Here is a 23,114-nt window from a genome sequence, read left to right as displayed (position 1 = left end):
GAACGCGGATGAAAAGCATTATCGGACACTGCAACAGCAGCATTGCCGCCCTCAAGCTCTCCGAGGATCTCCTCGATAAAAATACGCTGATCCTCGGCGAAGAGGGGGCGGGCAAGACGAACCTCGCGTCGAAGATCCGCGAGTTTGTCATTGCCAGCGGCATCCCGACGCTCTACATGGACTTTTCGGACCCCACATCCGACGAGGTTGAGACGCGTTACAAAGACGAATACTTTTACTACATGCAGTTTGAAGAGAGCGATGCCTTCGATGCAGCCTTCGACGAGGCGGTCAAGGCGCGGAAGCACATCTACCTTGCGGTCAACCCGAGCTACTTTTCCAACAAGCGTGACGTCAAAAGCCGGCTCTCGCAGACGATCTCCAAGCAGGAGCTGCTGGAAAACTACTATTACTTTTTCCACGAGATTGCGCAGCTGGGCGGGTTCTATACGAAGTTCGAAGACTTCCTCATGTATATTTTCAACATGATCAACATGAAAAAATACGGACTGACCTTCCTGACGCAGCCGCATGAGATCTTCGAGAATGCCCAGCTCAAACTGCTCTTTACGTTCCTTTTCCTCGGCCGCTGTTCCAATGCGAACTACTACAATACGTCCGAACTGAAAAATATGAAGCGGAACCAGTTTTTCTATCAGCGCCGCATGAACCACAAGACCCTGCTGTTCAACGATATCCGGAGCGACATCGTCACCATCGACGAATAATAAAGGAGCGCACATGGCACTGGCCATTATGTGTTCGGGCGGTGACGCGCCCGGGATGAACCCCGCGATCAAGAAGTTTGTCGACTACGCCTTCAAGCGGGGGGAGAAGCACTATTTCATCCACCACGGCCTGGAGGGGATGATCGACGGCGAGATTACCGAAGCTTCCCATAAAGACGTTGCCGGGATCCTGCACCGGGGGGGCTCCATTATCCGCTCGTCCCGTTCCAAGCGCTTTTTCGAGTATGAATACCGGAAACAGGCCTTCGAGAACCTCAAAAAGTATGACATCACGGGGCTCGTCGTGCTCGGCGGGGACGGCTCTTTCCGTGCCATGCAGCGTTTCAGCGAAGAGTTCCCGCTGAACTTCGTCGGTATCCCGACGACGATCGACAACGACATCTACGGCACGGACTACTGCCTGGGCGTCGATACGGCGCTTAACGTCATCCGCGACGCCCTGGACAAGATCCGCGATACCGCGTCGACGTTCGACCGCGCTTTTGTCGTCGAAGTCATGGGGCGCGAGTGCGGCTACCTTGCCGTCGTTTCCGCCCTGGCCAGCGGGGCGGAGATCTGCATCATCCCCGAGGCCGATTTCAATATCAAAGTGGCGGAAAAGCAGCTGCTTGAAGAGGTGGCTGGCGGGCGCGGCTATGTTCTGGCCGTCGTGGCCGAGGGAACGGGCAAGACCGCGGAGATCGCCGAGTGGCTGGAGACGACCATCGGTCTGGAGACCAGGGTGAGTATCCTGGGGCATATCCAGCGCGGGGGGAACCCGACGGTCACCGACAGGCTGATGGCCTTTGAGTTCGTCATCCATGCCATCGACCACCTGCTGCACTCCCGCGATGCGAACAAGGTCGTCTACTACCGTGACGGGGCCTACGGCCTTATGGAGATCGACGACGTCGTCTCCCACACCTACACGATCGACAGCGAGCTGCTCTCGTCCATCAACCTGATCGACTGACGCGCAGCGGCGTATTTTCCGGGGCGGTGTCCCCCTGAATATCTCCCTTTGGTTTCATTCCGTTTTATTTAATTTGACTTTTTAGCGCATCGCAGTACAATGGGCGATGACCGACGGGTAGAAAGTTTCTTGCAGTACCGTCGCAAGGCTGGCGTTGACGCGTACAGCGGGAACAAAAGGCTTTTCTCCGCAGCGGGATCATGCCGACGCAAGAGCAAAGGAGACAAGAGATGCCACGAATTGTCATGGATGCCAACGAAGCCGTTGCGCGTGTCGCTTTCAAAACCAACGAAGTGATCGCCATCTACCCGATTACCCCCTCGTCACCCATGGGAGAACACTCTGACGAATACGCTGCCAAAGGGGACGCGAATATTTTCGGAACGGTCCCGGACGTCATGGAGATGCAGAGCGAGGGCGGGGCGAGCGGCGCCGTCCACGGCGCCCTGCAGGCCGGATCGCTGACGACGACCTTTACGGCGTCGCAGGGCCTGCTGCTGATGATCCCGAATATGCACAAGATCGCCGGGGAGCTCACTCCGACCGTCTTCCATGTCGCGGCCCGTTCCCTGGCAGCCCAGGCCCTCTCCATCTTCGGCGACCACAGCGACGTCATGCAGTGCCGTCCGACGGGCTTTGCGATGCTGGCCTCCTGCGACGCCCAGGAAGCGCACGATTTTGCCCTGATCGCCCAGGCGGCGTCCCTGCGAAGCCGCATCCCCGTGCTGCATTTCTTTGACGGTTTCCGCACTTCCCATGAACTGGTCGGCGTCGAGACCCTCGACGATGCCGTGATGAAGGCGATGGTGACGCCGGAGATGGTGGCGGCGCACAAGGCGAGGGCGCTCGACCCGGAGAAACCGGTCCTGCGCGGGACGAGCCAGAATCCCGACGTCTACTTCCAGGGGCGCGAGAGCGTCAATGCCTATTACGACGCTTTTGCGGGGATCCTGCAGGAGCAGATGGACCGGTTCGCCGCGTTGACGGGACGGCAGTACGGGCTCTATGAATACTACGGCTGCGCCAACCCCAAAAAGCTCATCGTTATCATGGCTTCCGCCGCGAAAACGGTGCGGGAGGCGGTGAACGCGCTCAACGGGCTCGGGTATGAGACCGGGGTGCTTGTCGTCCGCCTCTACCGACCGTTTGATGCCGCCCGGCTGTTGAGTGCCATCCCCAGAAGCGTGGAGTCCATCGCCGTGATGGACCGCACGAAGGAACCCGGTTCCAACGGCGAACCGCTCTTCCAGGATGTCATGCACGCCTACGCCGAAGCCTTCTCGATGGGGGAGTGCAAACAGATGCCCCGCATTATCGGAGGACGCTACGGCCTCTCCTCCAAGGAGTTCACGCCGGCGATGGTCAAAGCGGTCTTCGACGAGCTGAAAAAAACCGAGCCGAAACGGCGTTTTACGGTCGGTATCACCGACGACGTCACCCACCTCTCCCTGGATATCCCTGCATTCGAGACGGACGGCAGCGGCGTGGAACAGGCGCTTTTTTACGGCCTGGGCAGCGACGGGACCGTCGGGGCGAACAAGAACTCCATCAAGATCATCGGGGAGGAGGGGCGGCACGTCCAGGGCTATTTTGTCTACGACTCGAAGAAATCGGGTTCGATGACGACGTCGCACCTGCGCTTTTCTGCCGAGCCGATCCTCTCCACCTATCTCATCGATACCGCCGATTTCGTCGGCGTGCACCAGTTCGTCTTCATACTCAAGTACGATATCCTCAAACAGGCGAAACCGGGGGCGAAGGTGCTCATCAATGCCCCCTACGACGCCGATGAAGTGTGGATGCGGCTGCCGCGGATCGCCCAGCAGCGTATCATCGAGAAGGGGCTGAAGCTTTACACGGTCAACGCCTACGAGGTGGCCAAGGAGTGCGGCCTGGGGCGGCGGATCAATACCATCATGCAGACCTGCTTTTTCCATATCGCCGGCGTCATCCCGCCGGAACAGGCGATCGCGAAGATCAAAGAGAGCATCGAAAAGACCTACGGCAAGAAGGGCGAGATGATCGTACGGATGAACTTCTGCGGGGTCGACAAGGCGATCGAGAACCTGCACGAGATCAGCGTGCCCGACGCGGTCGGTTCCGGGGCGGACCTGCTGCCGGTCTACAAGCTCGACGTCGCCGATCCGTTCCTTGAGAACGTCACGGCCAAGCTGGAGGCCTTCGAAGGCGACAGCGTGCCCGTCAGTGCCATCCCGGCCGACGGGACCTGGCCGCTGGGGACGACGAAGTATGAGAAGCGCGAGATCGCACTCGATGCCCCGGTCTGGGACCCGGACGTCTGTATCCAGTGCGGCAAATGTATGGAGGTCTGCCCGCACGCCGTCATCCGCGCCAAGGTGTTTGACGAAGCGCTGCTCTCCGATGCCCCCGAAGGTTTCAGCGCCGTGAACGTGAAGTCGAAGACATTTGAGGACAGCGAACGCTTTACGATCAAGGTCTCCGTCGAGGACTGTACGGGGTGTTCGCTCTGCGTCGAGATGTGCCCGGCCAAGAATAAATCCGACCTCTCCAAAAAAGCGATCAACATGGCGCCGATCGAGCCGATCCACGATGCGGCCGTGGCGCAGTGGGACTACTTCCTCTCCCTGCCCGAGGTCGACCGCAGCCGTCTCGACCGTACGAAGGTCAAAGAGGCGCAGCTGCTGCAGCCGCTCTTCGAGTTCTCGGGTGCGTGCCCGGGCTGCGGCGAGACCCCTTATGTGAAGCTCGCATCCCAGCTCTTCGGCGACCGGATGATCATCGCCAATGCGACGGGCTGCTCCTCCATCTACGGGGGGAACCTGCCTACGACCCCGTGGGCGAAGAACAGCGAGGGGCGCGGTACGGCCTGGTCGAACTCCCTCTTCGAGGACAACGCCGAGTTCGGCCTGGGCATGCGCGCAAGCATCGACAAGCAGTCGGTATTCGCCCGGGAGCTGCTCGAAACCCTGCGCGGTGAAGTCGGCGGTGATCTGACCGACGCGCTGCTGGGCAACCCGCAGAAAACGGATGCGGAGATCGCCCGCCAACGTGCGGATGTCGCCGCACTGGAAGCGAAACTGCCCGGAATCGACCGGGAGGAGGCGCGGCTGCTCGCGGGCGTCACCTCCTACCTGGTGCGCAAATCCGTCTGGGCGATGGGGGGCGACGGCTGGGCCTACGACATCGGCTACGGCGGGCTCGACCACGTACTGGCCTCGGGGCGTAACATCAATATCCTCGTGATGGATACCCAGGTCTACTCCAACACCGGCGGCCAGACCTCCAAGGCGACGCCGGTCGGGGCGGTGGCGAAGTTCTCCGCGGGGGGCAAACCCGCCGATGCGAAAGACCTGGCGATGCATGCGCTAAGCTACGGCAACGTCTACGTCGCCCGGATCGCGATGGGGGCCAACGACGCGCAGACGCTCAAGGCCTTCGTGGAAGCCGAAGCGTACGAAGGGGTCTCCATCATCATCGCCTACAGCCACTGTATTGCGCACGGCTACGACCTGCGCTACGGCATGGCCCAGCAGAAGCGGGCGGTCGAATGCGGCCTTTGGCCGCTGATGCGCTACAACCCGGAGAAGGTCGGCACGGAAGAGAACCCCTTCAGCCTCGACTACAAAGCACCGAAGCTCCCGGTCAAGGAGTACATGTACAACGAGGCGCGTTTCAAGATGGTCCTCAAGATGAATGCCGAACGGGCGGATGCCTTCCTGGGCGCAGCCTCCCGGAAGGCGCAGCACGACTGGGTCCGCTACAGCGACCTGGCCGCCAGCGGCAATCTCAATCTCAGCAAGGAGGAGACATGCAAATGAGTGTCAACTATCTCGGCCTGGAACTGAAAAACCCTCTCATCGTCTCGGCCTCGCCGATGAGCCTGCATACCGACCGCTGCCGTGCCCTGGAAGAGCAGGGCGTCTCCGCGGTCGTCATGCATTCGCTTTTCGAGGAGCAGATCAATGCGGAGCTGCACGAGATCGACCATATGCTCTTTCACGGCAAGAATGCCTTCTCCGAGGCACTTGACTTCTTCCCGGAGGGGCAGTTCGAGAATTACGAGACCGAGAACTACGTCAACCGTCTGCGCGCCCTGAAATCCGCACTGGATATCCCCGTGATCGCCAGCCTCAACGGGGTGAGCAGCGGCGGCTGGACCCGGTACGCCAGGATGCTCGAGGATGCGGGCGCGGCAGCGCTGGAGCTGAACCTCTACTACCCCGCCGACAGGGCATGGATCGCCCCCGACCAGATCGAGGCGCACTACCTCGAGGCGATCGCGGCGGTCCGGCGGGAGACGACCCTGCCGTTCGCGGTGAAACTGGCCCCGGCCTTTACGGCGCTGCCCCATTTCCTCAAGGCCGCCGAGGAGTCCGGGGCGGCAGCCGCCGTGCTCTTCAACCGCTTCTACCACAGCGATATCGACCTCGAAGCGCTGGAGTGGAGCCGCAAACTCTACAAAAGTTCCCCGGCCGATTTTGCGGCGGCCCTGCGCGCCGTGGCGATCTGCTACGGACAGAGCGGGCTGCAGTTCTGCGCCGGGGGCGGGGTAACGGAGGGAACCGATATCGTCAAGGCCGTGATGGCCGGGGCGAGTACGGTGGCGGCCGCAACGGTCTTCTACGAACGGGGGGAGACCCATGCCGCTGTGATGCTGGAGGCCGCGGAGCACTGGATGACGGAGCATGAGTACGAATCGTTCGACCAGATGCGCGGGGCCATCAGCTACGCCAAGGCCCCCAACCCTTCGGCCCTGGAGCGCGCGAACTACGTCGATCTGCTCCGCCACGGCGACGAGCTCTGGTTTTAGCGCGGATCCGCTGCTTCCGATTGAAACTTTCTTTCCCCCGCATGCCGGGGATTTTCTTTTCTTAAAGCTTCTTTAAAGCGATTGTAAAATATAATTGCGGGATTTTATAAAGACACTTTTTACGCGCTGCTGGCGTCGTTGGTGTAAGAGAGAGGAGCGTGTTTGATGGGTCAAAAACGGGTGTTGGTTAAGTTTTCAGGTGAAGCGCTGGCCGGTGAAGCCGGTCACGGGATCGACACCCAGATCCTCAATTACATCTCCCAGGAGATCAAGAGCCTCGTCGACGCGGGGATCCAGGTCGGTCTTGTCATCGGCGGCGGCAATATCATCCGCGGCGTAACGGCGGCAAAGGACGGGATCATCCGCCGTACCGCCGGTGACTACATGGGCATGCTGGCGACGGTCATTAACGCCGTGGCGATGCAGGAGGCGTGCGAGCATGCCGGATTGAAGGTAAGGGTGCAGACGGCGATCAAAATGGAACAGATCGCCGAGCCCTACATCCAGCGCCGTGCGGTCCGCCACCTGGAAAAGGGACGCGTCGTGATCTTCGCGGCGGGCACGGGGAACCCCTTCTTTACGACGGACACCGCCGCGACGCTGCGGGCGGTCGAGATCGGCGCCGATGTCATCATCAAAGCAACGAAGGTCGACGGCGTCTATGACCGGGACCCGAATCAATTCGAAGATGCCGTCAAACTGGACACCCTGACGTATGATCAGGCACTGCATGACCACATCAAGGTCATGGACGATACGTCCATCGCGCTGGCCAAGGATAACAAACTGCCGATTATCGTCTGCGACATGTTCAAGCAGGGGAACCTGCTTGAGATCATCGGCGGCGATTACACCAACTGCTCCATCGTACAGCAGTAAGAAATTTACCAAAGGAAAACACCATGACAAACCTTCGTCTTGAAGAGATTACCGCTAAAGCCCTCAGCACTGCCGGCATCGACCGCTACCAGCTTGCCATCGCCGTCGCACAGCGCGCGAAAGAGCTGGAAAACGGTGCCCAGAGCAAGCTCAACCTCGACCTTAAAACGACCAAGTCGACCGACCTCGCGCTGATGGAGATCGCGGAAGGCCTCGTTCTCATCAAGGGCTTCAAGCAGAAAGCCTGACCCTCCCTCCCTGCGCCCGCCGGGCGCTCCTACATTTGACCGCAAAGAGCAGCCATGGCAAACAATTTTGATATCAACCAGATCCGTTCCATTCGGGATATTGAAAGTGCGACGGCGCTGCTGCACGAAAACATCGCCTTTGACGAACTGATCGAAGATGCGCTGCTTTTTTCCAAAGACGCCCATGCGCACCAGACACGCAAGAGCGGCGAACCCTATGTCGTCCACCCCATCCTTGTTTCCGCGCTGGTAGCCTCCATTACCGGGGACCGCGCCATGGTCATCGCGGCGCTGCTTCATGATGTCGTCGAGGATACGCCCAACACCATCGAAGCGGTGGAGATGCGCTACGGCTCCGACGTCGCCCACCTGGTGCACGGTCTCACGAAGATCGACCTGATCCGGGACAAGGAGCTCATCCCTTCGCATTCGGATGAAAAGCTCGTCGTCTCCGCGCTGACGTTCCGCAAAATGCTGCTCGCCTCCATCAAGGACATCCGCGTCCTGGTCGTCAAGCTCTGCGACCGGCTGCACAACATGCTGACCCTCGATGCGTTGCCGGAGGCCAAGCAGCGCCGCATCGCCGAGGAGACCCTGGTCGTCTACGCCCCTATTGCCCACCGCCTCGGTATCTCCTACATCAAGAACTTCCTGGAAGACCTGAGCTTTACCTATGTCTTCGCCGACGAGAAGAAACGGATCGACGACTACCTGAAGGCGAACTACCACGATATCGAGCTGCGCCTCAACGGCTTCCGCCAGAAGATCGCGAAGCTGATGGAGCGCCACGGCATCATGCCCGGCAGCTACGAGATCCTCAGCCGGATCAAACACGACTACTCCATCTACCTCAAAATGCAGCGCAAGGGAATCAGCATCGACGAGGTGCTGGACCTGCTGGCGATCAGGGTGCTCGTGAACGACCCGACCCAGTGCTACAGCGTGCTCGGGCTCGTGCACCTGCATTTCCAGCCGCTCACGTCGCGGTTCAAGGACTACATCGCCATCCCGAAAGAGAACGGCTACCAGACCCTGCACACGACGGTGTTCGACGACACCTCCATTATCGAGGTGCAGATCCGTACCTTCGAGATGCACAAGACGGCGGAACTGGGGGTCGCAGCCCACTGGAAGTACAAGAGCGGCGGCAACAACATCAACCTCGACTGGCTGCAGAACCTGCAGTATCAGGAGGAGTCGATCGAGGACTTCTACGAGCTGGCGAAGACCGACCTCTACAGCGAGGATATCAGCGTTTTCTCCCCCAAGGGAAAACCCTACACCCTCCCGCGCGGTGCCACGGCGCTCGACTTCGCCTACGCCGTCCATACAGAGATCGGGGACCGGGCGGAATCGTGCCTCGTAAACAAGGAGAGCAAGAGCCTGCTGGCGGAGCTGCATAACGGCGACATCGTCCGGATCATGACCTCCGAGGAGAAGCAGCTGCGCTGCAGCTGGATGGATGCCGTCAAGACCTCCCGGGCGAAACAGCATATCCGCATCAACTGCCGTCACCGCATCCGCGATATCGACAGCAAGAGCGGCCTGTTGATCATGCGCGGCGTCATGCAGCTCAACGTTACCCGCATCCGGGAGTGGCTGCGCGAACACAACCGGCTGCAGAACGCCTGGATGATTGCCCGGGACGTCGACTACCTCAGAGAGGTGCTGCACCACTACCTCAAGGCGCTGCGTTCGCACAAGAAGTTCGGTGCCTTCCTGGCGACACACCGTTTCAAGCTCAAGCTCTACCGTTTCGGTTCGATCGAGCTCTTCTCGAACCACACGATCTCGGACGTCGTTTTCGATTTCTGCTGCCACCCCAAGGCCGGGGACGAGATCGTCGGATTTGTGAGTAACGGCAAGGCGCACATCCACCACAAGATGTGCCAGCACGCCGCAACGCTGATCGAGGATGAGGAGCCGATGCTCTTCGTGCGCTGGAAGCAGGAGAGCATCTTCCACTACCACATGATTGTCAGCATGCACAACGCCAAGGGGGCACTGGCGGATTTCCTCACCTTCCTGGCGAAGCTGGGGGCGGAGATTGTCAGCATCGAGCTGGGCAAGGAACGCCAGGAACACCAGCAGCTGTGCGAGCTGGAGTTCCAGAGTTCGGAAGCGGATATTAACCGCCTGCGCGCTAAAATTGAACAAAAAATTCATATCATACAGTTTATTCGAACGGACGATGCGTATCGTTCCGTGTAAGAGGTGAAGGGAAAGAATGACAGTAACAGAAGCATTGGCTGAGATCCGCCGCGGTACGGCGGAGATCATCGACGAAGCGCGTATCGAGGCGCTGGTAAAAGGGGCCCTCGACGAGGGGAAAACCTTCAGCGTAAAAGCCGGGTTCGACCCGACGGCGCCGGACCTGCACCTGGGCCATACGGTCCTGCTCAACAAGCTGGCCGCTTTCCAGCGCATCGGCGGACGCGTCCAGTTCATCATCGGTGACTTCACGGCGCAGATTGGCGACCCGACCGGCAAAAGCGAGACGCGCAAGAAGCTGCTCCCCGAGCAGATCGCGGAAAATGCCAAAAGTTACAAAGAACAGGTCTTCAAGATCCTCGATCCGGAAAAAACGGACGTCCTCTTCAACGCCGACTGGATCAACCCTATCGGCGCGGCGGGGATGCTGGAGCTCACGACCCTGATGAACGTCGCACGGATGCTCGAGCGTGATGATTTCGAGAAGCGCTACAAAAGCGGCACGCCCATTTCCATCAGCGAGTTTATCTACCCGCTGCTCCAGGGCTTTGACAGTGTCCACCTCGACAGCGACATCGAGATCGGGGGGACGGACCAGAAGTTCAACCTTCTGATGGGACGCCACCTGCAGCGCGCCTACGAGAAGGGCAAGGAACAGGCGGTATTGATGATGCCGATCCTCGAGGGCCTCGACGGCGTCCAGAAGATGAGCAAGAGCCTCAACAACTATATCGGCGTCGCCGAAGCTCCGGGGGAGATGTTCGGGAAGGTGCTCAGTATCTCGGACGAGCTGATGTGGCGCTACTACGAGCTGCTCAGCCACAAGAGCCTTGCCGAGATCGCCCAGCTCAAAGCCGATGTCGAGAGCGGCGCGGCCCACCCGAAAAAGGTCAAGGAAGCGCTGGCGATGGAGATCGTCGAGCGTTTCCACAGCGCAACGGATGCTGATGCGGCGAAGGCGGAGTTCGAGCGGGTCCACGCCAAGAGCGAACTGCCGAGCGACATGCCCGAATTCGAGCTTGACGGCCCGGTCTGGATCGCCAAAGCCTTGCAGGATTGCGGCCTTGAGGCATCTACATCGCAGGCCCGGCGCGACCTTAAGCAAGGAGCCGTTAAAATGGATCAAGAAAAAGTGGATGACGAACAGCTTCAGCTGGAAGCGGGCGAGTACATTCTTCAGGTAGGCAAACGCAAATTTGCCCGCGTAAAGGTGAAATAGATGAGTTTCAAACCGCTGAAAATCGGTAAATATACGCTTGAAAAACCGATCGTTCAGGGCGGGATGGGCGTCGGCATCAGCTGGGACCGTCTGGCCGGAACCGTCTCCAAAGAGGGCGGACTCGGTGTCATCAGCGCCGTCGGCACCGGCTACTACGAGCAGAAAGAGCATGCGCACAAACTGGTGGCCGGCCGCCCGCTGGACGTGGAGAACTTCTACTCCAAAGAGGGGCTGACCGCCATCATCGACAACGCGCGCAAGATCTGCGGCGATGCACCGCTCGCGGCCAATATTCTCTACGCCATCAACGACTACGGCCGTGTCGTCCGTGATGCCTGCGAAGCGGGAATCGACATCATCATCACCGGGGCGGGACTGCCGACGAACATGCCGGAGTTCACCGAAGGGTACCCCGATGTGGCCCTGGTACCGATCGTCTCTTCGCCCAAAGCGCTCAAGATCATCTGTAAACGCTGGGAAAAGCGCTACAACCGTCTCCCTGACGCTGTCATCCTCGAAGGTCCCAAAAGCGGCGGCCACCAGGGCTTTACCTATGAGCAGTGTTCCATGGAGGAGCACCAGCTCGAGAACCTCGTCAAGCCCGTTGTCGAAGAGGCCGCGACCTGGGGCGATATCCCGGTCATTGCCGCCGGGGGCATCTGGGACAAGAAGGACATCGAGGAGATGATGGAACTGGGTGCCAAAGGGGTACAGATGGGTACCCGTTTCATCGGTACGTACGAATGCGACGCCCACCCGAACTTCAAAAAGGTTCTGCTCGAAGCCAAAGAAGAGGATATCCACCTCATGAAATCCCCGGTCGGCTACCCGGCCAGAGGGGTGCGTACCAACCTGAGCAGCCTGATCGAGACGCGCACCGGACCTGCGATCAAGTGTATCTCGAACTGCGTCGCCCCCTGCGAACGCGGGGTCGAGGCGAAAGCGGTCGGCTTCTGTATCGCCGACCGCCTCAGCGATGCCTACGAGGGGAATACCGAGCTCGGCCTCTTCTTCTCCGGCACGAACGGCTACCGGATCAACGAGCTCATCAGCGTGGCCGACCTGATGAAGAAGCTGACCGAAGGCGAATAGGCCCTGATGACGCTGAAGCGGCTCTGCCTGATCACCACCGCTGCCGTACTGCTTGGTACGTCCCTCAACGCGATGACCGTCTCCGAGGCGGAAGCCGCGCTCCACTCTAACAAACAGTCCGAAATCTTCCAGGCGTACGATACCTTTAAAGCGGCCTATATGGACGCAACGATGGAAGGCGATACGGCGAAGAAACGCCGTGCGCTCGAGGGGATCGTTGCCAGCGGCAGCGCGCTGCATATCGACGTCAGCGACTACAGCAGAAAACTCAAAACCCTGCCCGCGCCCGAACCCAAAACCGTGCCGGCTCCGGCGGCAGCACCGGAGCCGGAAGCTGAAACACCAAAGGTGAAAGCACCGAGCATAAAGGGGCAGAACCGTCTGGAAGAGGTCGAATGGGACAGCGGCAATCTCGTGTTCCATTTTGAGAAACCGCTCTCGAACAGGGATGTCAACTTCTTCAAGCTGAAAAAAAGCGGCAAGCACGGCTACCGCTACGTCCTGGACATTCACGCCGTTCTGGATAAGTCCCATACACTGACCCACCGCGAGCTCAAGCGCATCAGCCTGACCCAGTACAAACCGCAGACCATCCGCCTGGTTCTGGAAAGTTCCAAGGCGCTGCCGGTGCGCTTTGCAAAAGTGGAAAAGACACTGACGGTACGTGCCGGGCTCTCCGGGGTGACGTCGCCCAAGCACGTGCCGGTGGCAAGCCCGGGCCAGGCCCGCAACAAAGAGCGGGTAATCGTCATCGACCCGGGCCACGGGGGCAAGGACGGCGGGGCCGTCGGGCACAACCGTTACAAGGAGAAGGAGATCGTCCTCTCCCTGGCGGCGAAGACGGCCTCACGTTTGCGCGAACGCGGCTACACCGTCTACATGACCCGCAGCAACGACAAGTTCATCAAGCTGCGCAACCGTACGGGCTACGCCAACAAGAAGAAAGCGGACCTTTTCATCTCCCTGCATGCCAACGCCGTGCCCAAAAGCAAGGCGCGCAAGGCGTACGGCATCGAGACCTACTTTCTCTCCCCGTCGCGTTCCAAGCGGGCAACGAATGCCGCGGCCCTGGAGAACAAGGCGGAAGTCGAGGATATGGATTTTTACGGCAAGAGCACCTTTTTGAACGTCCTCAACTCCGAAAAGATCGTCGCGTCACACAAACTGGCAATAGACCTGCAATCCAGCGTACTCTCGTCGCTGCGGGCCCGTTACAAAGAGGTAAAGGATGCCGGGGTGCGTGAGGGGCCGTTCTGGGTTCTGGTCGGCGCGCAGATGCCGGCGGTCCTCGTCGAAATAGGCTTTATTACCCACCCCAAAGAGGCGGTGCGTATTCACAGCAATACGTATCAGGATTATTTTGCCAGGGGCCTGGCAGAGGGTGTGGAGCGCTATTTCGCGAAAAACCGCTAGGGGTCTATTCGCTTTTCTGCGGCAGTTTCCCGGAGACGGATTCGCGCTTGGCGATCAGTGATTCGATCTGCGCTTTGACCTTGTCGTAGCGGAACTGCTCTTTGAAGCCCTGGATCCGGCCGCCGGAGGCGTTGGGGTGTCCGCCGCCGCCCGCCCACTCTTTGGCGATAAGGGAGACGTCGACCTGGTTGTTGGCACGCAGGCTCATCGTCCCGCGGGGGCTGATGTCGACAATGAAATCATACTCGGGGTAGGCGACGAGAAAGCCGTTGCCGATGATGGAAGTGTTGCCGACGGCATAGCTTAAAAAGCCGCGGTACCCTTTGTAGTAGATCGTCATCTCCTTGCGTTTCTCTCCCATGAGGGAGACGATGTACTTCGTGACGAGGTTGTCGAGGGTATTGTTCTCCTCTTCGCGGAAAAACCCCTTTTTCATCAGGTGGATCTTCTCATCGAGCACGATCGGGGCGTCGGGAAGATCGATCATCGCCGCGGCTTCGGTGAGCAGGCGCAGCTTGTAGGTGCGGTCCTGCTCCGCAAAGAGGGTCCGGCCCAGTTCGCGGGTCTCGCTCACGAGGCGCATGAGGACCTTTCCGTATTCGAAGTTCTCCGCTTCATGCTGCAGCCAGAGGTCGACGGCGTTGACAACGGCGACATAGGCCTCCATCCACGCGGGCTCCTCCTGCAGCCACCCCTGTTCTTTGGCGAATTCATAGGTGATCTTCGTGGCGCTGCGGTCGGTATCGAGCAGGTACCAGCCGTAGCGTGCTGCGCTCTCCTTGCCGCTGCCGTGGTGGTCGAGCAGCTGCAGGGTGATCTTTTTACCCGTTTCGTTGAAGCGTTTCACTTCGCCGTCGAGCCAGCGGGACTCGTCGGGGGTCAGGTTCAGGTCGGTGACGAGGATCATCGCTTCGCGTTCGTGTTCAAGCGCCTCGACGATCTGGCGCAGGCGTTCGGGGACCTCTTCGCCGTAGTTGGCGTTGTAAAAATGCATGGTATGGGGCGTATGCTGCATGACAAGCTGGCAGCTGTAGCCGTCGAGGTCGATATGGGAGAGGTGGTAAATGGTCACAATGGCCTTTCTATTGGTTACTGTTCGATCAGGTCGGCGAGGGTCAATCCCTCCAGGAAAGTGTCGATCTTGCCCTGAAGCCGGTTGACGACGGGCCAGATCTGACAGGTGGATGCCTTGTCGGAGGGGCAGTCTTTCTGGGATTTGGAACAGTCGAAGACGGAGGGGTTCTTCCCCTCGGCGGCGCAGGTGATGTCCCTGATGGTGATGTCGTGCATGTCCTTCGCTAGGGCAAATCCGCCGTTGGCGCCCTTGAAAGAGTTGAGGATGCCGTTGCGTGCCATCGACTGCAGGATCTTCGCGAGAAAACTCTTGGAGATGTCGAGATCCCGGGAGAGGGTGTCGGCGTCGAGGGGCTTCTCGGCCTTGGCCAGGACGATGAGCGAGAGCAGGGCGTATTCGCTGGCACGGGTAATGAGCATGGTGTCACTTTCCGATCCCAAGGTACACGAGATCTGATTTAATTAAGAGAAATTATATCCGATTACTCTAAAGCGTAGCTCAAAAAAATCGACTATAGAGTATGGGTTTAGTAAAAAACGTCTTCGAGCAGTCCGGGAAGATTGCCAAAACAGGAAACATTCGCTATAATTTCGCCCTTGTTCGATTGTGAACGGAAAATTTATTATACCCTCAGGAGGCTATTATGGCTTTGGATGCGGCGAAAAAACAAGAGATTGTTAAAAAATTCGGACGTAACGAAAACGACACTGGTTCTTCAGAAGTGCAGATCGCACTGCTCAGCACACGTATTGCTGAACTGACTGAACACCTCAAAACTTTCAAGAAAGACCACGCGTCACGCCTCGGTCTGCTCAAACTCGTCGGTCAGCGCCGCCGTCTGATGCGTTACTTCAAACGCACAAACCGCCCTGCATACGACAAACTTGTTGCCGATCTCGGTATCCGCGACAACATCTAACTTTCTTCTACATTTCCGGCCCCTGCCGGAAATATTTTTTCTTCCCTTTAAATACCCATATCACTTTTAAATCTGTTTGATCGATCTATCAATCGTATCAGTCTGTCGCGTAATCCGGCATGTATACGAAGATGCCGCTGTGCATTTGATCGGTAACGGATCCGCTTTACTGGACTCCGAAGATCTCTTTGGCCCGTGCCAGGTCCTCCGGCGTGTCGATGCCGAAACCAGTGCTGGCGACTTTGACCATGCTGATGGGCAGCCCGTGGTGAATCGCGCGAAGCTGTTCGAGCTTTTCGATGTCCTCGATCGGGGCGTCGTCGAGGGCGCAGAAATCGTGCAGGCTCTTCTTGGTAAAGCCGTAGATGCCGATATGGCCGAAGTAGGTCGCCCCGCCGCCGCGGTTGTAGGGGATCTTGGAGCGGGAGAAGTAGATGGCGTCATGCTTCGCGTTCACGACGACCTTGACGAGATTCGGGTCGTCGGCGGCTTCCGCGTTGACGGCATTGTAGCAGCTGCCCATGACAAAAGGGCGCCCTTCCGCTTTGAGGGCACCAAGGCGGTCGATCAGCAGGGTCAGGACCTCCGGCTCGATAAAGGGCTCGTCGGCCTGGATGTTGATGACGAGTTCGTCGTCGGGGATGTCGAGCAGCTGGGCGCACTCGTTGATGCGGTCGGTGCCGCTTTTGTGCGTTGTCGAGGTAAGCATCGCCTTCACGCCGTGGGCCTTGCAGACCTCGATGATGCTTTCGTCATCGGCGGCGACGACGACGTTGTCGAGGTGCGCGACCTGCCGCGCCGTGCGGACGACCATCGGCAGGCCGCCGATATCCGCCAGGACTTTTTGCGGGAAGCGGGTCGAAGCCAGACGGGCGGGGATGATGATCATGCGAATCCTTTCTTTTGGGCGAGAACGCCGCGGCACTGTATAATGACGGAATTATAAATCAAAAGGCGTTCGATGCTGCTTTACCAGCCGCAGGAGGGGTACTGCTACAACAGTGACTCGATTTTCCTCTACGACTTCATCTCCTCTTTCGCACCGCGGGGCCGCATGCTCGACGTGGGGGCCGGCTGCGGCGTCGTTGGGCTGCTGGTAGCCCGCGACAACCCGAAAGTGCGGCTCGAGGCGGTGGAGAAGCAGGACGCTTTCGTGCAGTACGCCTCGAAGAACGCGGAAGTGAACGGGATCGGCTACCGGGTTCACCACACGGATTTTCTCACGTTTAACGACCCCGAAGGGTTCGAGTACATCGTCTCCAATCCCCCCTTCTACCACGAGGGGGCCTCGCGCTCGGAGAATGAGATGGTGCACACGGCGCGCTACAACCTGCACCTTCCCATAGATGCGTTCATCTCCCATGCCGCGAAGCTCCTGCGGCCGCAGGGGCACCTGATGCTCTGTTACGACCCCCAGCAGTTCGCCCACCTCTGCGCCGCCTGCGAACGCGCCAAATTAAGAGTGGTTGATGTACAATTCGTTCATTCGAAACCGGATCGCAACGCGACCCTGGTGATGCTGCACGCCCGGAAAAACTCCCGTTCGCTCATGCGCGTCCGGCCGCCGATTTTCGCCTTTGACGAAGATGAGTTTTCCGCCAAGAGCCTGCAGGTCTACCGCGATGCAAGGACGCACAGTATAAAATGCACCCTATGATAAAAGAAGACGGCTACCCCTACGCGTTCGACCCTTCCGCCTGCGCCGGGTGCGGCGGGCGCTGCTGCACCGGCGAAAGCGGCAATATCTTCGTCTCCCCCGACGAGATCCGGGCACTGGCGGGTGCGCTGTCGATGGAGGAGGCGGACTTCCGCCGCACCTACCTTGAAAAACGGGGCTACAAGTTCTCGCTCAAAGAGAAGATCGTCGGCATGTCGCACGACTGCATCTTTTTCGACCGTGAAACGAACGGCTGCGGCGTCTACACGGCCCGTCCCCTCCAGTGCCGTACCTTCCCCTTCTGGGAGTATTACAAGACCCGCGTCGATGAGCTCAAGCGGGAGTGCCCGGGGATCGTCGATGTTTAAGTCGGCCCTTCTGAGCGGAGCCCTGCTGCTGGTCCTCACCGGGTGCAGCCTGAAAGAGCCGGCGCTCTCGCCGCAGACGAAGGCCTTCGACGAAGAGGACGCCTACACCCTCTTTGCCCTTGACGCGGAGGCGCACGGACAGTACGCGACGGCGGCGCAGCTTTACGCGGTGCTGTATGAGAAAGCGCCGCGCGTCCCCTACCGCGACCACTTCTTTGAAAACCTGCTGCATGCCAAACAGTACGACGACGTGCTGGAAAACACCGCATCGTTCCGCGAGCAGGAGGGGTTCGATGCCCAGGTGGAGCGCTACCGCATCCGTGCCCTGATCGGCAAGGGGGAGATGAAAGCAGCCGAGGTCGCAGCCCTGGCTCTGCTGGAACAGACGAAGGCGAAGCAGGATTATATCGGCGTCTCCGAGATCTACGCCCAGCAGAAGCAGTACAACACGGCGCTGCGCTACCTGGAGAGTGCCTACGACATTGATTACGATGAGATGGTCCTCGACCGGATGGCCGTGATCCTCTACGTCAACCTCGACCGGCAGAAGGACGCCATCGCCCAGCTTGAGACGCATATCCGCCTCAACGGCTGCTCCGAACGCATCTGCAAACGGCTGGCGGGGCTCTACAGCGAGCAGAACAATATCGAGGGGATGCTGGGCACCTACCTGCGCCTTTACAGCAACTACCCTTCCAAAGACGTGGCCGATGCCATCGTCCGCATCTACAGCTACCAAAACGACATGGTTCCGCTGAAACACTTCCTTGAACAGCATCATACGGACGATGCCCTGCTGCTCAAACTCTATATCAATGCCAAGGAGTACGCCGCGGCTTCCGAACTGGCCGAAAACCTCTATAAGGAGAACGGCGATGCGAACTACCTGGGGCAGAGCGCGATTTTCGCCTTCGAAGGGGCGGAGGACAAGCGTGACCCGAAGCTGGTGGCCGAGACCGTCGAGAAGCTGAAGACGGCCGTCAAAAGCGAAAAAGACGCCCTGATGCTGAACTACCTTGGCTACCTGCTGATCGACAACGACGTTGACCCGGAAGCGGGGATTGGCTATGTCAAAGCGGCGCTGCAGCAGGAACCCGGATCGCCCTTCTACCTCGATTCGCTCGCCTGGGGGTACTACAAACTCGGCCGCTGCAGCGAAGCCGACGCGACGATGAAAAAAGCGCTCAAGGCGATGGGCGGCGAGACGGACCCCGAACTCGAAAAGCATGTCAAAGCCATTGCCGAGTGCATGAAACGCCAACGTAAAACAACACAAGGAAAGTAATGATTCTGGATGAGATTATCGCGAAGACCAAAGAGGACCTCGCCCGCCGCGAAAAGGAGTACAGCATGGATTGGCTGGGGCGCTCCCTCGCCTTCAACGCCCGTGCGCCGCGCCCGGTCATCCCGCACCTCAAAGCGACGGAGGAAGAACCGTACCGCATCATCTCCGAAGTGAAAAAAGCGAGCCCGTCAAAAGGCGTGATCCGCGAAGACTTCGACCCGGTTGCCATCGCGCAGGCCTATGAGCGCGGGGGTGCGAACGCCATCTCCATCCTCACCGAACCGCACTATTTCCAGGGGAGCCTGGACTACCTCGCGGAGATCCGCCGCTACGCAAGCATCCCGCTCCTGCGCAAGGACTTCATCGTCAGCAAGTACCAGCTGGTCGAGGCCCTCGTCTACGGGGCGGACTTCGTCCTGCTCATCGCCAAGGCGCTCTCGCGCAAAGAGCTCAAGGAGCTGCTCGATTACACCCGCCATCTCGGGATGGAGGCCCTTGTCGAGATCCATGACAAAACGGACCTCACCAAGGCGATCTTCGCCGGGGCGGACATTATCGGCATCAACCACCGCAACCTGGAGACTTTCGAGATGGATATGGAGCTGAGCTACAAGCTTATCCCGCTCATCCCGAACAACAAGATCATCGTCGCCGAGAGCGGCATCTACGAGCACGGCCAGCTCGAAGATCTCGGCAAGGCCGGTGTTGACGCCTTCCTCGTCGGAGAGTCCCTGATGCGCCAGGACGACGTTGAAAGCGCGCTGCACTGCCTTAAAACGGGCGAGGGCTGCCCGAACTAATTGCTGCCGTTGAAAGGCGCCATGCCGCTGATTGGCATGGCCGTCGTCAATGCCCCCCGCCCATCAATTCCGATGCTTCCATGACCACGACGACCCCCGAAGGGTCATACGCCTGGACGATCTGCCTGACACTCTGGACTTTATTGTTATCCACGATCAGCATCAGGAGCCGCCGTTCGTCGCCCGTGTGGAGTGTCGTTCCTTCAAGGATCACACCGCCTTCATGCCCCAGTTTGTGCAGGAGATGGGCTTTAAGGGTTTCGGCGTTCTCCGAAGAGATATGCAGCACCTTTTTGGAGGGGCGGCCGGAGAGGATCAGGTTGATCCCCCTGGCGCTGATGTAGACGCCGACCAGGCTCCAGAGCATGCTGTCGAGTGCGGGGAAAACGAAGCCGGCCGAGAAGACGATCAGGGCATCCAGCGCGATGATGAGGTCCCCCTCCTTCCAGTGGGTTCTGTGGGCGATCATACCGGCGATGATGGAGGGGCCGCCGGGCGAGGCGCTGGACATGACGATGAGCCCAACCCCCAGGCCGATAAGCATCCCGCCGAAAACAGCGCCCAGCAGCGGTTCATGCGTCAGGGCAGGGAGCTTCAGAACCTCCAGGAACATATCCGCCGACATGGCAATGACGACGATGGCAAACACGGTGCGGAATGCGTATCCCCTTCCGATGAACTTCATGCTCATGAGCACCATCGGGATATTGATAGAGAGCATGATCGTCCCGACGGAGATGCCGGTAAAAAAGTTGATCAGAATGGCCATCCCGGGGGTCCCCCCGGAGGTGATATGGTTCGGGACGAGAAAGAGGGTGACCCCGGCGGCCAGAACCAGACCGCCGATCAGGATCAGCAGGTAGCGTTTGAGCTCTTTTATGATTTTCGTTGGCATGATATTCCTTTATGAAAATGCTGTCGGTGCCCTTGAGTGCGAAGCGGTGTCATGAGAAAGGGAAGGGGACATCAATGTGGGATGTTCCGTCACGAAAGCAACGGAACAAGATAGTTATGAAAGGAGCTTTTTGACGCACTCGCTGATGCGTTTGCCGTCGGCCTGGCCGGTGAGCTCTTTGCTTGCCACGCCCATGACCTTGCCCATATCTTTCATGGACGCCGCGCCGGTCTGTGCGATGATCGCCTTGACGGCGCGCTCCAGTTCGGCGTCGTCGAGCTGTGCCGGCAGGTAAACTTCGTAGACGGCGATTTCCGCCATCTCTTTGTCGTACAGCTCGTCGCGGCCCGCCGCTTTGTACTGGCCTGCGGCGTCGTTGCGCTGTTTGATCTGTTTCTGGATGATCGCGATGACGTCGTCATCGCTGAGCTCTTTGCGTTCGTCCACTTCGATCTGTTTCATGGCGCTGCTGAGGAGTCTGAGGGCGTCGCGGCGTTCGACGTCCTTGGCTTTCATTGCCTCTTTGATATCGTTGTTGATCTGTTCTCTCAGGCTCATGGATTTCCTTTTGCTTTTAATGGCGACATTATACCCGCCTTAGATAAGCCTAAAAGAAGCGGCCTTCCATCACGGCTTTTCATATTATTAACCCTTATGCTATAAAATGGAGACTATTGGAGTGGAAAGGAGTCCTGTGAAACTTTTCAACAAAGAATATATGAATATCTACGTCGTCACGGCGGCCATGGTCGCGGCCTTTGCCTTTATGGCGATCAGCACCTGGGACATTATCGGTGACGTGAACGAACAGACCAGCGCAGACCTGGCGATCGACCGTCAGGTCGATGCCTGCTGGGACGCGAACAACCTCGACGAGTAGTTCAGGCTTTCGTACGGCTGAGCATCAGGGTACCGAGCAGTACGCTGAGTGCACCGAGAAAGACAATGGTGTACCCGGTCGGCAGGTCGAAGATGTAGGAGGCGGCGATCGCCGCGGCGCTGAAGGACCAGCCGAAGACGAAGGCGAAGCGCAGCGGCGGGAAACGCTTCTGCATGGAGGCCATGAAGACCGGTGCGATCAGCAGGGTAAAGACGACGAGCACACCGGCAAGCTGTACCGACGAGGTGACGGTGACGGCGAGCATGACAAAGAACAGCAGCTCCTGCATAAACCCCGTAAGGCGTGGGTAGAGCTGCCAGATCAGAAGCCCGAGCAGGGCATAGACGCCGCTGCTGTAGAGCACATGCTCCATCGGGGTGAAAAGGATGTCGCTCGCCAGCAGCGCCTTGAAGTGCTCCATCCCCTCGGCGGAGTTGGCCAGGACCATCATGACCCCGCTGGCCCCCAGCACGTAAAGAATCCCGATAAACGCCTCCAGATGCAAGCTTCTGTGCGATGCGAACGCAATGAGTACGGCGCTGAACAGGGCGCTCCCGAGGGTGAGCACATAGAGATACTCCCCGTGAAAAATGCCGAGGCTGACGGCGCTGCCCAGCGCCGCGAACTGGGCGATGGCGAGATCGGTGAAGATGATGCCGCGCTCGAGGACCCCTTTGCCGAACCAGGCGTGGATCATCACGAGCACGAAGACGAGCAGCAGCGGGGGCAGAAAGATCTCAATCATGGGTCACGGCCTCGGTCAGATGGTCGAACAGGGCGCCCAGGGTGTCGACGGACTCCAGCGCACCGAGGTCATGCGGCATCAATACAATCTTTATCCCGGTCTTGTCTCGGATGTATTCGGCCGTTTTCGTCGAGTGGTAGACGTCATGCAGGATGCAGCAGGGGTGTTCGGCGCGTATCAGCTCGATCACCTCGAGGGTGTGGCGCGGGGAGGGCGGGATCCCCGGCAGCGGTTCGATCGTGGCGATGTTCTGCAAACCGTAGGCCTTGTTGAAGTAGGCGAGGTTATCGTGGAACTGCACGACCTTCATCCCTTTTTTCGGGGCCATGACCTGCGCCCAGCGCTCGAGGTTTTTCCCCCATTTCAGCGTGAAATCCGCGAGGTTGTTTTCATAAATGCTTTTGTGCTCCGCGTCGATCGAGGCCAGAAAATCCGCGATCCTCTTGGCCAAAAGCGGGATGTTGTTCGGATCGAGGTGGAAATGGGGATTGCCCGCAGGGTGGATATCCCCGTTTGCCCGGTCGACCTCGCTCGGTTTGTTGATAAGCTCGATGCCCTGTGCCAGGTTCAGAAAGGTCGGCGCGGAGGGGTTGACCTTGGGGTTGTTGCCGCGGCGGATCAGCGGCGGGAGCCAGCCGATTTCCAACTGGCCGCCGTTCATGATCAGCGCATCGGCACGGCGCATCTTGGCGATCAGCGAAGGGCGGGGAACGACGAAGTGGGGGTCCCAGTTGCCCTTGGCCAGCACGACGGTCGTGACATGGTCACCGCCGACAGCCTTCGTCAGCGCCCCGATGTAGGGGTAGCTGACGGCAATGTTCAGGTGCGCCGACAGTGCGGCCGGCAGGAGAAGGTAAAAAAACAGTTTTTTCATTGTGCACTCATTGGTTGTGATTGCGCCCCCGCATAAGTGACAGGGGCGTGTAGGGTTCCCG

Annotated in this window: 23 protein-coding genes; 16 read left to right on the top strand and 7 right to left on the bottom strand. The window is 59.1% G+C overall.

Going from position 1 to position 23,114, the window contains the following annotated elements; all coding sequences use genetic code 11:
* Nucleotides 1–8: 8 nt before the first annotated feature.
* The 10 genes from WCX49_RS10560 (at nt 9) to WCX49_RS10515 (ending at nt 13,555) form a co-directional block, all read left to right on the top strand.
* A complete protein-coding gene (locus WCX49_RS10560; protein ID WP_345985052.1) occupies nt 9–728 on the top strand; it encodes an ATP-binding protein in 720 nt (239 codons plus the stop codon).
* Between the two features lie 13 nt (nt 729–741).
* Nucleotides 742–1,701 carry a 6-phosphofructokinase gene (locus tag WCX49_RS10555; protein ID WP_345985051.1) on the top strand — a complete coding sequence of 320 codons (960 nt, stop codon included), beginning with the start codon at nt 742–744 and terminating at the stop codon, nt 1,699–1,701.
* Between the two features lie 230 nt (nt 1,702–1,931).
* Nucleotides 1,932–5,501 (top strand): pyruvate:ferredoxin (flavodoxin) oxidoreductase, encoded by a 3,570-nt coding sequence (gene nifJ, locus WCX49_RS10550; RefSeq protein WP_345985050.1) that lies wholly within the window; start codon nt 1,932–1,934, stop codon nt 5,499–5,501.
* Entirely contained in the window at nt 5,492–6,493 is a 1,002-nt protein-coding gene (locus WCX49_RS10545) for a dihydroorotate dehydrogenase-like protein (RefSeq protein WP_345985049.1), read from the top strand. The genes nifJ and WCX49_RS10545 overlap by 10 nt, the downstream gene beginning before the upstream one ends.
* A gap of 165 nt (nt 6,494–6,658) precedes the next feature.
* Complete coding sequence (gene pyrH, locus WCX49_RS10540) at nt 6,659–7,372, top strand: UMP kinase (protein ID WP_345985048.1); 714 nt, start codon at nt 6,659–6,661, stop codon at nt 7,370–7,372.
* A 23-nt stretch (nt 7,373–7,395) separates the two neighbouring features.
* Nucleotides 7,396–7,620 (top strand): DNA-directed RNA polymerase subunit omega, encoded by a 225-nt coding sequence (locus tag WCX49_RS10535; protein ID WP_345985047.1) that lies wholly within the window; start codon nt 7,396–7,398, stop codon nt 7,618–7,620.
* A 54-nt stretch (nt 7,621–7,674) separates the two neighbouring features.
* Nucleotides 7,675–9,831, top strand: coding sequence for a RelA/SpoT family protein (locus WCX49_RS10530; RefSeq protein ID WP_345985046.1), 2,157 nt, complete (start codon nt 7,675–7,677; stop codon nt 9,829–9,831).
* A 16-nt stretch (nt 9,832–9,847) separates the two neighbouring features.
* Nucleotides 9,848–11,050, top strand: a complete 1,203-nt coding sequence (gene tyrS / locus WCX49_RS10525; RefSeq protein WP_345985045.1) for a tyrosine--tRNA ligase — start codon at nt 9,848–9,850, stop codon at nt 11,048–11,050.
* The gene (locus WCX49_RS10520) at nt 11,051–12,142 is read left to right on the top strand and encodes a nitronate monooxygenase (protein ID WP_345985044.1); all 1,092 of its coding nucleotides are present in this window, start codon (nt 11,051–11,053) and stop codon (nt 12,140–12,142) included.
* A gap of 6 nt (nt 12,143–12,148) precedes the next feature.
* Entirely contained in the window at nt 12,149–13,555 is a 1,407-nt protein-coding gene (locus tag WCX49_RS10515; protein WP_345985043.1) for an N-acetylmuramoyl-L-alanine amidase, read from the top strand.
* Between the two features lie 4 nt (nt 13,556–13,559).
* Here WCX49_RS10515 and WCX49_RS10510 read toward each other — a convergent pair whose 3' ends face one another.
* Nucleotides 13,560–14,627 carry a phosphoesterase gene (locus tag WCX49_RS10510; RefSeq protein WP_345985042.1) on the bottom strand — a complete coding sequence of 356 codons (1,068 nt, stop codon included), beginning with the start codon at nt 14,625–14,627 and terminating at the stop codon, nt 13,560–13,562.
* 17 nt (nt 14,628–14,644) lie between these two features.
* The gene (locus WCX49_RS10505; RefSeq protein WP_345985041.1) at nt 14,645–15,049 is read right to left on the bottom strand and encodes an Rrf2 family transcriptional regulator; all 405 of its coding nucleotides are present in this window, start codon (nt 15,047–15,049) and stop codon (nt 14,645–14,647) included.
* A gap of 224 nt (nt 15,050–15,273) precedes the next feature.
* Between WCX49_RS10505 and rpsO the strand changes: the two genes are divergently transcribed.
* On the top strand, nt 15,274–15,549 hold the full coding sequence (gene rpsO / locus WCX49_RS10500; protein WP_345985040.1) for a 30S ribosomal protein S15: 276 nt from the start codon (nt 15,274–15,276) through the stop codon (nt 15,547–15,549).
* 166 nt (nt 15,550–15,715) lie between these two features.
* Here the strand turns inward: rpsO and kdsB are convergent, their stop codons facing one another.
* Nucleotides 15,716–16,438: a 3-deoxy-manno-octulosonate cytidylyltransferase gene (kdsB, locus tag WCX49_RS10495; RefSeq protein WP_345985039.1), complete on the bottom strand. Its 723-nt coding sequence runs from the start codon at nt 16,436–16,438 to the stop codon at nt 15,716–15,718.
* Between the two features lie 72 nt (nt 16,439–16,510).
* Between kdsB and WCX49_RS10490 the strand changes: the two genes are divergently transcribed.
* Genes WCX49_RS10490 through trpC form a run of 4 tightly spaced genes read left to right on the top strand, consistent with a single transcriptional unit; the run spans nt 16,511 to nt 19,659 of the window.
* Nucleotides 16,511–17,206: a methyltransferase gene (locus tag WCX49_RS10490; protein ID WP_345985038.1), complete on the top strand. Its 696-nt coding sequence runs from the start codon at nt 16,511–16,513 to the stop codon at nt 17,204–17,206.
* Nucleotides 17,203–17,574, top strand: a complete 372-nt coding sequence (locus tag WCX49_RS10485) for a YkgJ family cysteine cluster protein (RefSeq protein WP_345985037.1) — start codon at nt 17,203–17,205, stop codon at nt 17,572–17,574. The genes WCX49_RS10490 and WCX49_RS10485 overlap by 4 nt, the downstream gene beginning before the upstream one ends.
* A complete protein-coding gene (locus WCX49_RS10480) occupies nt 17,567–18,859 on the top strand; it encodes a hypothetical protein (protein ID WP_345985036.1) in 1,293 nt (430 codons plus the stop codon). Before WCX49_RS10485 ends, WCX49_RS10480 begins: the two co-directional genes overlap by 8 nt.
* On the top strand, nt 18,859–19,659 hold the full coding sequence (gene trpC / locus WCX49_RS10475) for an indole-3-glycerol phosphate synthase TrpC (RefSeq protein ID WP_345985035.1): 801 nt from the start codon (nt 18,859–18,861) through the stop codon (nt 19,657–19,659). The genes WCX49_RS10480 and trpC overlap by 1 nt, the downstream gene beginning before the upstream one ends.
* 46 nt (nt 19,660–19,705) lie before the next feature.
* Here trpC and WCX49_RS10470 read toward each other — a convergent pair whose 3' ends face one another.
* Both WCX49_RS10470 and WCX49_RS10465 read right to left on the bottom strand, forming a co-directional pair.
* The gene (locus WCX49_RS10470; protein ID WP_345985034.1) at nt 19,706–20,554 is read right to left on the bottom strand and encodes a YitT family protein; all 849 of its coding nucleotides are present in this window, start codon (nt 20,552–20,554) and stop codon (nt 19,706–19,708) included.
* Nucleotides 20,555–20,668: 114 nt separating this feature from the next.
* Entirely contained in the window at nt 20,669–21,112 is a 444-nt protein-coding gene (locus WCX49_RS10465) for a GatB/YqeY domain-containing protein (protein ID WP_345985033.1), read from the bottom strand.
* A gap of 136 nt (nt 21,113–21,248) precedes the next feature.
* Between WCX49_RS10465 and WCX49_RS10460 the strand changes: the two genes are divergently transcribed.
* Entirely contained in the window at nt 21,249–21,434 is a 186-nt protein-coding gene (locus WCX49_RS10460) for a hypothetical protein (RefSeq protein ID WP_345985032.1), read from the top strand.
* A 1-nt stretch (nt 21,435) separates the two neighbouring features.
* Here the strand turns inward: WCX49_RS10460 and WCX49_RS10455 are convergent, their stop codons facing one another.
* Together WCX49_RS10455 and WCX49_RS10450 are read right to left on the bottom strand one after the other, a co-directional pair.
* On the bottom strand, nt 21,436–22,179 hold the full coding sequence (locus WCX49_RS10455) for a metal ABC transporter permease (RefSeq protein ID WP_345985031.1): 744 nt from the start codon (nt 22,177–22,179) through the stop codon (nt 21,436–21,438).
* A complete protein-coding gene (locus WCX49_RS10450; protein ID WP_345985030.1) occupies nt 22,172–23,053 on the bottom strand; it encodes a zinc ABC transporter substrate-binding protein in 882 nt (293 codons plus the stop codon). Before WCX49_RS10450 ends, WCX49_RS10455 begins: the two co-directional genes overlap by 8 nt.
* Nucleotides 23,054–23,114: the final 61 nt, after the last annotated feature.

It is taken from the genome of Sulfurimonas sp. HSL-1656 (assembly GCF_039645585.1).
In the GTDB taxonomy this organism is placed as follows: Bacteria; Campylobacterota; Campylobacteria; order Campylobacterales; family Sulfurimonadaceae; genus Thiomicrolovo; species Thiomicrolovo subterrani.
This window is presented reverse-complemented; position numbering and strand designations above follow the sequence as displayed.

Coding starts and splice junctions, on each gene's coding strand:
- WCX49_RS10515 (WP_345985043.1), top strand. CDS start 12,149: ATGACGCTGAAGCGGCTCTGCCTGATCACCACCGCTGCCGTACTGCTT.
- WCX49_RS10455 (WP_345985031.1), bottom strand. CDS start 22,179: ATGATTGAGATCTTTCTGCCCCCGCTGCTGCTCGTCTTCGTGCTCGTG.
- WCX49_RS10490 (WP_345985038.1), top strand. CDS start 16,511: ATGCTGCTTTACCAGCCGCAGGAGGGGTACTGCTACAACAGTGACTCG.
- WCX49_RS10560 (WP_345985052.1), top strand. CDS start 9: ATGAAAAGCATTATCGGACACTGCAACAGCAGCATTGCCGCCCTCAAG.
- WCX49_RS10530 (WP_345985046.1), top strand. CDS start 7,675: ATGGCAAACAATTTTGATATCAACCAGATCCGTTCCATTCGGGATATT.
- nifJ (WP_345985050.1), top strand. CDS start 1,932: ATGCCACGAATTGTCATGGATGCCAACGAAGCCGTTGCGCGTGTCGCT.
- WCX49_RS10450 (WP_345985030.1), bottom strand. CDS start 23,053: ATGAAAAAACTGTTTTTTTACCTTCTCCTGCCGGCCGCACTGTCGGCG.
- WCX49_RS10555 (WP_345985051.1), top strand. CDS start 742: ATGGCACTGGCCATTATGTGTTCGGGCGGTGACGCGCCCGGGATGAAC.
- WCX49_RS10535 (WP_345985047.1), top strand. CDS start 7,396: ATGACAAACCTTCGTCTTGAAGAGATTACCGCTAAAGCCCTCAGCACT.
- WCX49_RS10520 (WP_345985044.1), top strand. CDS start 11,051: ATGAGTTTCAAACCGCTGAAAATCGGTAAATATACGCTTGAAAAACCG.
- rpsO (WP_345985040.1), top strand. CDS start 15,274: ATGGCTTTGGATGCGGCGAAAAAACAAGAGATTGTTAAAAAATTCGGA.
- trpC (WP_345985035.1), top strand. CDS start 18,859: ATGATTCTGGATGAGATTATCGCGAAGACCAAAGAGGACCTCGCCCGC.
- WCX49_RS10485 (WP_345985037.1), top strand. CDS start 17,203: ATGATAAAAGAAGACGGCTACCCCTACGCGTTCGACCCTTCCGCCTGC.
- WCX49_RS10505 (WP_345985041.1), bottom strand. CDS start 15,049: ATGCTCATTACCCGTGCCAGCGAATACGCCCTGCTCTCGCTCATCGTC.
- WCX49_RS10480 (WP_345985036.1), top strand. CDS start 17,567: ATGTTTAAGTCGGCCCTTCTGAGCGGAGCCCTGCTGCTGGTCCTCACC.
- WCX49_RS10465 (WP_345985033.1), bottom strand. CDS start 21,112: ATGAGCCTGAGAGAACAGATCAACAACGATATCAAAGAGGCAATGAAA.
- kdsB (WP_345985039.1), bottom strand. CDS start 16,438: ATGATCATCATCCCCGCCCGTCTGGCTTCGACCCGCTTCCCGCAAAAA.
- pyrH (WP_345985048.1), top strand. CDS start 6,659: ATGGGTCAAAAACGGGTGTTGGTTAAGTTTTCAGGTGAAGCGCTGGCC.
- WCX49_RS10545 (WP_345985049.1), top strand. CDS start 5,492: ATGCAAATGAGTGTCAACTATCTCGGCCTGGAACTGAAAAACCCTCTC.
- tyrS (WP_345985045.1), top strand. CDS start 9,848: ATGACAGTAACAGAAGCATTGGCTGAGATCCGCCGCGGTACGGCGGAG.
- WCX49_RS10470 (WP_345985034.1), bottom strand. CDS start 20,554: ATGCCAACGAAAATCATAAAAGAGCTCAAACGCTACCTGCTGATCCTG.